At 68.4% G+C, this 6,844-nt stretch carries 7 protein-coding genes and 1 pseudogene; 2 read left to right on the forward strand and 6 right to left on the reverse strand.

The window, feature by feature from the left end:
- From EK403_RS21875 to EK403_RS21890, 4 genes and pseudogenes are all read right to left on the reverse strand, one after another.
- Nucleotides 1–302 (reverse strand): annotated as a pseudogene (locus EK403_RS21875) (tripartite tricarboxylate transporter TctB family protein); the annotation flags it as partial.
- 222 nt (nucleotides 303–524) lie between these two features.
- Nucleotides 525–1,511 (reverse strand): Bug family tripartite tricarboxylate transporter substrate binding protein, encoded by a 987-nt coding sequence (locus EK403_RS21880; RefSeq protein ID WP_128779569.1) that lies wholly within the window; start codon nucleotides 1,509–1,511, stop codon nucleotides 525–527.
- A 176-nt stretch (nucleotides 1,512–1,687) separates the two neighbouring features.
- Nucleotides 1,688–2,671, reverse strand: a complete 984-nt coding sequence (locus EK403_RS21885; protein ID WP_128779570.1) for a tripartite tricarboxylate transporter substrate binding protein — start codon at nucleotides 2,669–2,671, stop codon at nucleotides 1,688–1,690.
- 119 nt (nucleotides 2,672–2,790) lie between these two features.
- The gene (locus EK403_RS21890) at nucleotides 2,791–3,519 is read right to left on the reverse strand and encodes a GntR family transcriptional regulator (RefSeq protein ID WP_128779571.1); all 729 of its coding nucleotides are present in this window, start codon (nucleotides 3,517–3,519) and stop codon (nucleotides 2,791–2,793) included.
- Nucleotides 3,520–3,671: 152 nt separating this feature from the next.
- On the opposite strand from EK403_RS21890, the gene EK403_RS21895 reads away from it, so the two are divergent.
- A complete protein-coding gene (locus EK403_RS21895; protein WP_164919729.1) occupies nucleotides 3,672–4,865 on the forward strand; it encodes a pyridoxal-phosphate-dependent aminotransferase family protein in 1,194 nt (397 codons plus the stop codon).
- A gap of 32 nt (nucleotides 4,866–4,897) precedes the next feature.
- Here EK403_RS21895 and EK403_RS21900 read toward each other — a convergent pair whose 3' ends face one another.
- Together EK403_RS21900 and EK403_RS21905 are read right to left on the reverse strand one after the other, a co-directional pair.
- The gene (locus EK403_RS21900) at nucleotides 4,898–6,019 is read right to left on the reverse strand and encodes an arylamine N-acetyltransferase family protein (protein WP_206659607.1); all 1,122 of its coding nucleotides are present in this window, start codon (nucleotides 6,017–6,019) and stop codon (nucleotides 4,898–4,900) included.
- On the reverse strand, nucleotides 6,019–6,573 hold the full coding sequence (locus EK403_RS21905) for an NADPH-dependent FMN reductase (protein WP_128779573.1): 555 nt from the start codon (nucleotides 6,571–6,573) through the stop codon (nucleotides 6,019–6,021). The genes EK403_RS21900 and EK403_RS21905 overlap by 1 nt, the downstream gene beginning before the upstream one ends.
- Nucleotides 6,574–6,692: 119 nt before the next feature.
- Between EK403_RS21905 and EK403_RS23545 the strand changes: the two genes are divergently transcribed.
- Nucleotides 6,693–6,844 (forward strand): MerR family DNA-binding transcriptional regulator (locus tag EK403_RS23545; RefSeq protein WP_128779576.1); only part of this gene is annotated, 152 nt, incomplete at its 3' end.

Here is a 6,844-nt window from a genome sequence, read left to right on the forward strand (position 1 = left end):
AGCGGGACGAACACCTTGGCCACCATCGCAAGCTGCGCCCAGGTGACCAGCACCTCGGCCTTCTCGCGGAACGCCTGGACCAGCAGAAACACCGAGCCCGCCAGGAACAGCCAGCCGACCCGCGCCGGGAAGAAGCCCGACTGCGGCCCGCCGTCCCAGCCCGCCCCGCGCCCATAGCTGTCCCACAGCACCGCCGCCGCAAGCCCGATCAGCAGCAGCGAAACCACGACCTCGACAGCCCGCCGCGACGGTCCCCGAGCCCCAAAATCCTCAGGCTGCTCAATCTCCGTCTGAAACGTCATGGGAAAACGCCTTCTGGTCGGTGAGTTCGATGGCCGGGCTCAGCGTGCTCGCGCGCGCCGCCATTCACCTCCCGATCGGGGAGACGGGCGCGGGCGAAGCCAGGATGGCACGGTCCGGAGCCGGAAAGGGAACACCCGATCCGGCCCTCCGGGCCCACCTCTCCCCGCCGGGGGAGGCGTGAAGAACGGCGGCCCGCTTGCGAGCCGGATCGGACGCGGTCGTCAGTTGGTGGCGAGGAAGCCCGCCTTCGCCATCAGCTCCTTGTGCTTGGCTTCGTCGGCGGCGAGAAACTCCTCGAAGGGCTTGCCTGAGCGGAAGTCGGGCAGCAGCGCGCTGCGCTCGAGATACTCCTTCCACTCGGGGGTCTCGACCGCCTTCTTGAACAGGTCGACATAGAAAGCCTGCTGGTCGGGCGTCACTCGGCCCGGCATGAAGATGCCGCGCAGCATGTTGTAGGTGAACTTGACCCCCTGCTCGCCGCAGGTCGGCACGTCGGACCACGACATGTCGCTCGCCACCTTGGTCGTGTACCGCATGCGCTTCTCGGACAGCACGCAGAGCGGCTTCGCGGTCCCGCCCTTGAAGCTGCCGACCTCTTCCGACGGATTGCCGGTCGAGGCCGCGATGTGGCCGCCGGCGAGCTGGGTCGAGGTCTCGCCGCCCGATTTGTAGGGGATGTAAGTGATCTTCGTTCCGGCCTCGGCGCCGAGCGCGAAGGTGATCAAGTCGTCTTCGCGCTTCGAGCCGGCGCCGCCGATCTTCAGCGGCGGCTGGGCGGTCTTGGCCTCGGCCAGAAAGTCCTGCACGGTCTTGTAAGGAGCGTCGCCCTTCACCCAGATCAGGAACTCGTCCTGCGCCAGCATCGCGACGGGGGTGAAGTCGCGCCAGTTAATCGGCATCCTGGTCGACAGCGGCGTCATGTAGATGCCGCTCGAGGTCGTCAGCAGCTTGTGCGGGTCGCGCACGGACTTCTGGATGTCCATCATCGCCTCGCCGCCGGCCGCGGCGGGCTTGTTGATGACGACGACGGGCTGCGGCGACAGATTGTGCTTCTGGATGAGGCCCTGCAGCGTGCGGGCCATCTGGTCGGAGGCGCCGCCGGGGCCGAACGGCACGACGATCTCGATCGGCTTGGTGGGCTCCCAGGCATAGGCCGGGGCGACGGTCGCGCAGGCTAGGGCGCATGCAGCAAGCAGTTGCCTCTTCATTGATCTCGCTCCCAAAATCCGGCGCTCTGGCGGCGCGTTGCGGCGTACGATAGTCAAACGTTCTTCGGTAAAAACCAAGCCGAGGGCCCACGGGCCATCGCTATTCAGCGCGATGCTTCCCTTCGCGTCCCGCGAGGAGACGATCCGGATGCGCTCCCCACCGCCGCCCGGCGTCGTCAGTTGCCGGCGATGAACCCGGCCTCGGTCAGAAGCTGGCGATGGCGCTCCTCGTCGGTCTTGAGGAAGTCCACATAGGCCTGGCCGTCGCGGAAGTCCGGCACCAGCGCGTTGCGGGCGAGATACTCCTTCCATTCCGGGGTCTCGGAGACCTTCCTGAACAGATCGACATAATAGGCCTGCTGCTCGGCCGTGACCTTGCCGGGCATGAACATGCCGCGCAGCATCTGGTAGGTGACGTTGAGGCCCTGGCTCGGGCAGGTCGGGATTTCCGACCAGCTCTTGTCCGCGACCTTCTCAGTGTAGGGCAGGGCCTTGTCGGAAAAGACGCAGAGCGGCCGGTTCGCGCCGCCGCGCCAGTTGGCGACCTCCTCGGAGGGGTTGTTGGTGGTGGCTTCCAGATGGCCGCCGGAGAGCTGGGTCGAGGCCGCGCCGCCGCCGGAATGCGGCACATAGGCGAACTTCGCGCCGGTCTGCTTCTCGATCGCGAAGACGATCAGCTGGTCCTCGCGCTTGGCCGCCGTGCCGCCGACCTTAAGCGCGGGCTCCGCCGTCTTGGCGGCCTCGATGAAATCCTTGGACGTCTTGTAGGGGCTGTCGGCCTTGACCCACAGGCCGAAGGCGTCCTGCGCCATCATCACGACCGGCGTGTAGTCGGTCCAGGAGACCGGCAGCTTGGTGGTCATCGGCGTCATGAAGATGCCCGACGAGGTGGTGAGCAGCTTGTGTGCGTCGCCGGTCGACTTCTTGATCTCGACCATCGCCTCGCCGCCGGCGGCCGCGGGCTTGTTGATGACCACGATCGGCTGGCTCGAAAGCTGGTTCTTCTGGATGATGCCCTGGATCGTGCGGGCCATCTGGTCCGAGGCGCCGCCGGCTGAGAACGGCACGACGATCTCCACCGGCTTGGTGGGCTCCCAGGCATAGGCCGGGCCGGCGAGGCAGAGGGCGGCCGCGCCCGCGGCCAGCAAACGACGCTCCATTGCGCATCTCCCAAAGTCAGCATGCGCTCTAACGGCGCATTGCCCGGGACCCTAGGGCAAAAATTTTTGCATGCAAAGTGAAAACTGAGGACCGATGTTTGAATTGGCAGGGCCCGGGATCAGTTTTCGCCCGAGGCCAGCTCCGCCTTTTCGAGCGTCGCGATCAGTTTGTTTCGCAGATGCCCGTGGAGAATGTCGGCGAGCGCGCGCCCGTCCCGCCTTTGCAGCGCGTCCAGTATCTCCTCATGCTCGCGCATCGCCTCGCCCCAGCGGTCGCGGTGCTCGCCGAGATTGGCCGAATATCGCTGACGCCTCAGCCGCGCCGCGAGCCCCGCATAGGTCTCGGAGAGCGTCGCGTTGCGCGCCGCCGCCACGATGGCGAGGTGAATCTCCTGGTTGCAGCGGAAATAGCCGTGCAGATCCCGCTTCAGGTAGAAGCCATACATCTCATAATGGAGCCGCTCGACGCCGGCGATCTCCGCGTCGGTGGCCTTCTCGCAGGCGAGGCGGCCGGCCAGCGCCTCGAGCCCGCCCATCACGTCGAACAGTTCGCGCACGTCCTGCGGCCGCAACGGACGGATGCGCGCGCCGCGGTTCGGAAGCAGGTCGATCAGCCCCTCGGAGGCCAGCACCTTGAGCGCCTCGCGCAGCGGCGTCCTGGAGACGCCGAAACGCACGCAAAGCTCCCGCTCAGGAACCCGCGCGCCATCGGCGAGATTGCCCTCGACGATGTGGTCGCGAAGCGCCGTAAGCAGTTCGCCATGCAGCGACTGCGCCGGGCGAGGCGCATCCGCGCCGCCCGTCGCGCTCGCTTCAGCAGCCTCCGCTGATCCTTCAAACGTGTTCACATCTCAGTGGATAGGCGAAACCTGGCGCCCTGTCGAGCGAACCTCACGACAGGATGGAATTCTAAAATACAATTGCGCTTCAGAAAAATGAATGCAAACTGGCGGCCCAGCGGCCGATGCTGAGATCGGCCCGATCGACGGAGGATCGCCCGATGGCCGGCAAGGGTCGCCACTTCCTGAACATTCCGGGGCCGAGCCCGGTCCCGGAGCGCGTCCTGCGCGCCATGAACCGCCAGATCATCGACCACCGCGGCCCCGAGTTCCAGACGCTCGGCCGCGAGGTGCTGGAAGGCTGCCGGACGGTGTTCAAGACCCGCCAGCCGGTCGTGATCTATCCCTCGTCGGGCACCGGCGCCTGGGAGTCGGCGATCGTCAACACGCTGTCGCCGGGCGACAAAGTGCTGATGGTGGAGACCGGACATTTCGCGACGCTGTGGCGTCAGATGGCCGCCCGCTGGAGGCTCGACGTCGATTTCGTGCCCGGCGACTGGCGGCACGGCGTCGATCCGGCCGTGATCGAGGCCAGGCTCGTCGACGACAAGGCCCACGCCATCAAGGCGGTGGCGGTCGTGCACAACGAGACCTCGACCGGCGTGACCAGCCGCGTCGCCGAGATCCGCAAGGCGATCGACGCCGCGAACCATCCGGCGCTCCTGCTCGTCGACACGATCTCCTCGCTCGGCTCGGTCGACTACGCCCATGACGAATGGGGCGTCGACGTCACGGTCAGCTGCTCGCAGAAGGGCCTGATGCTGCCGCCCGGCCTCGGCTTCACGGCGATCTCCGAGAAGGCCCTGAAGGCGTCGAAGTCGAACGGCTTCATGCGCTCCTACTGGGACTGGGAGGAGATGCTGAAGCCGAACGCCCAGGGCTTCTTCCCCTACACGCCCGCCACCAACCTGCTGTTCGGCCTGAAGGAGGCGATCGACATCCTGCTCGAGGAGGGGCTCGATCAGGTGTTCGCGCGCCACAAGCGTCTCGCCGCCGCGACCCGCGCCGCGGTCGAGGCCTGGGGCCTCGAGGTGCTGTGCAAGAACCCGGCGGAATATTCGCCGGTTCTGACCGCCGTGTTGATGCCGCCGAGTCACGACGCCGACGCCTTCCGCAAGGTCGCGCTCGAAAAGTACGACATCTCCCTCGGCACCGGACTCGCGAAGCTCGCGGGCAAGGTGTTCCGCATCGGCCATCTCGGCGAATGCAACGAGCTCATGCTGATGGGCGCGCTGTCGGGCGTGGAGATGGGGCTCGCGGCGGCCGGCGTCCCGCATCGCCGGGGCGGCGTCGCGGCGGCGCTCGCGGCGCTCGAACAGCCGGAGGCGGCGAACGCCCCCCGCAAGGTCGCGTAGCAGACGGTGGTCTGAGCGACGGCGGCGGCGCGTCAGACCCGCGCCGCCGCCTGCTCGATCAGCGGCCGCCAGTCCGGCTGAACGGCCAATCCGAAGGTCTCCGTGAGCGCGCGTTCGATCTCGTCCGCCGACAGCATGCGCTGCTCCGAGCGGCCGTCGGGCCACCTCGTGGTCAGGCGCGCGCCATAGAGGGCGTAGCGGGCGCCCGGCGCCGCCCGCGCCGCCACCAGTTCGCGCCGGAAGAACGAGCCCGGATGCGTCGAGGTGAGCCAGTTCGCCGGCTCATAGTCGACGTCGATCTGCGGCTCGTCCGACACCTCGTAGAGCGGCGCCCAGCCGCCGTCGCTCTCGGCCTCGAGCAGCTTCAGCGGGCCGAACCGCGTCACCCGATAGCGGCCATGCGGCGTCGGCTGCGGCGCTTCGTCGTCGAACCTGAGCGGCGCGGTCGGAGTGGCGCCTCCGAAGCCGACGTCGGCAAGCCATTCCTCCCCCTCGATCGTGACCTTCAGCGTCATGTGGCTGCGCGCCATCGGCTGGTCGCCAGGCCTGGCGTTGAGCCGGACCCGCGCGAGCAGCCCGTCGACCTCGAAGCCCAGCGCGCGCAGCACGCGCTTGAACAGGCCGTTCTGCTCGTAGCAATAGCCGCCGCGGTGCGCGCCGATCAGCTTGGCGTCGACGCCCTCAGGCGAGATGTCGACGCCGCGCCCGATCGCCGCGTCGATCGACTCGAACGGGATCGCGTCGAGATGCGCGAGGACAAGCGCCCTGAGCGTCCCGGTCGTCGCGTCGCGCGGCCCGCGATAGCCGATCCGTGCGAAATAGGCGTCGAGGTCGACGAGGTCGCGGCCTTCGAGCGCGCGCAGCGTCTCACCAGGCGCTTCGCGGATCGCGACGTCGATCAGGCGCACGTCCGGACGGATCCAGGCGAAGGCCTTGCGGAGGGCCTTGCGCGTCTCGCCGGTGACGCCCCGGCCGAGAGCGACGACGTCGAAAGCGCCGGCGTCCGGCCGATCCGCGGCGCGGTCGGGATCCGTCTCGCCCTCAGCCTCCACCCCGAGCGCGCGAAGCTCGGCCACGAGGTCCTGCATGACGCGGTGCGATCTGCCGATGAGCAGGACGCGCCGCAGCCTGGTCATGTTCGTCCTTTCGAGCATCAGGCCGCCACCTCCCGTCCGAGATCAGCCTCGCGCGCGGCCTTCAGCGCCACGGTCCACCAGCGCAGCCGCGCGAGCATGCGCGCCGCCGCCCGTCGCGGCCGCGCGGCGTCGATCGGTTCGCCGTCCGGTCCGAACGCGTCCCAGGCGTGCTGGAACGACACGCCGTCGCGGATCGCGACCGCGTCGAGTTCGCCGAAGACGAGCCTGAGCTGCTCGACGGCTCTGAGGCCGCCCGACCGCCCGCCATAGGACACGAAGGCGACCGGCTTGGCGCGCCATTCGTCGTGGACCGAGTCGATCAGCGCCTTTAGGGGCGCAGGGAACGAGCCATTGTACTCAGGCGTCACGACGACCGCGCAGTCGGCCCGGTCGATCCGTCGGCGAAGCTCGGCGTCGTCGGCCGGGAAGTCCCGCGCCGCCGGGTCGATCACGTCGACCGCCCAAAAGCCGTCCCGGCGAATCTCCGCCTCGGCCCAGCCCGCCACCGCGTCGCAGAGGCGGCCGGGGCGGACGCTGCCGTAGATCAGCGCCAGCGTGAGCATCGTCGGCATCGGGTCGCGCTCCTCGCTTGCGGCGTCGGGAGCCGTTGTCATAAAACCTCAACCATGGTTGAGGTCAAGGCCTTGTGCGAGGAGGCGTGGTGGCGCGGAGCGGTCCCCGGAAACGGCCCATGGAGCTGAGCGTCGGCGAGCTCGCGGGGCGGAGCGGCGTCGCGGTGTCGGCGATCCATTTCTACGAGGCCAAGGGGCTCATCAGGAGCAGCCGCAACAGCGGCAACCAGCGCCGCTTCCCGCGCGAGACGCTGCGGCGGGGCGCGGGGGT

This window comes from Hansschlegelia zhihuaiae (assembly GCF_004103825.1).
GTDB classification, from domain to species: Bacteria; Pseudomonadota; Alphaproteobacteria; order Rhizobiales; family Methylopilaceae; genus Methylopila; species Methylopila zhihuaiae.

Coding starts and splice junctions, on each gene's coding strand:
- EK403_RS21880 (WP_128779569.1), bottom strand. CDS start 1,511: ATGAAGAGGCAACTGCTTGCTGCATGCGCCCTAGCCTGCGCGACCGTC.
- EK403_RS21885 (WP_128779570.1), bottom strand. CDS start 2,671: ATGGAGCGTCGTTTGCTGGCCGCGGGCGCGGCCGCCCTCTGCCTCGCC.
- EK403_RS21895 (WP_164919729.1), top strand. CDS start 3,672: ATGGCCGGCAAGGGTCGCCACTTCCTGAACATTCCGGGGCCGAGCCCG.
- EK403_RS21900 (WP_206659607.1), bottom strand. CDS start 6,019: ATGCTCGAAAGGACGAACATGACCAGGCTGCGGCGCGTCCTGCTCATC.
- EK403_RS21905 (WP_128779573.1), bottom strand. CDS start 6,573: ATGCCGACGATGCTCACGCTGGCGCTGATCTACGGCAGCGTCCGCCCC.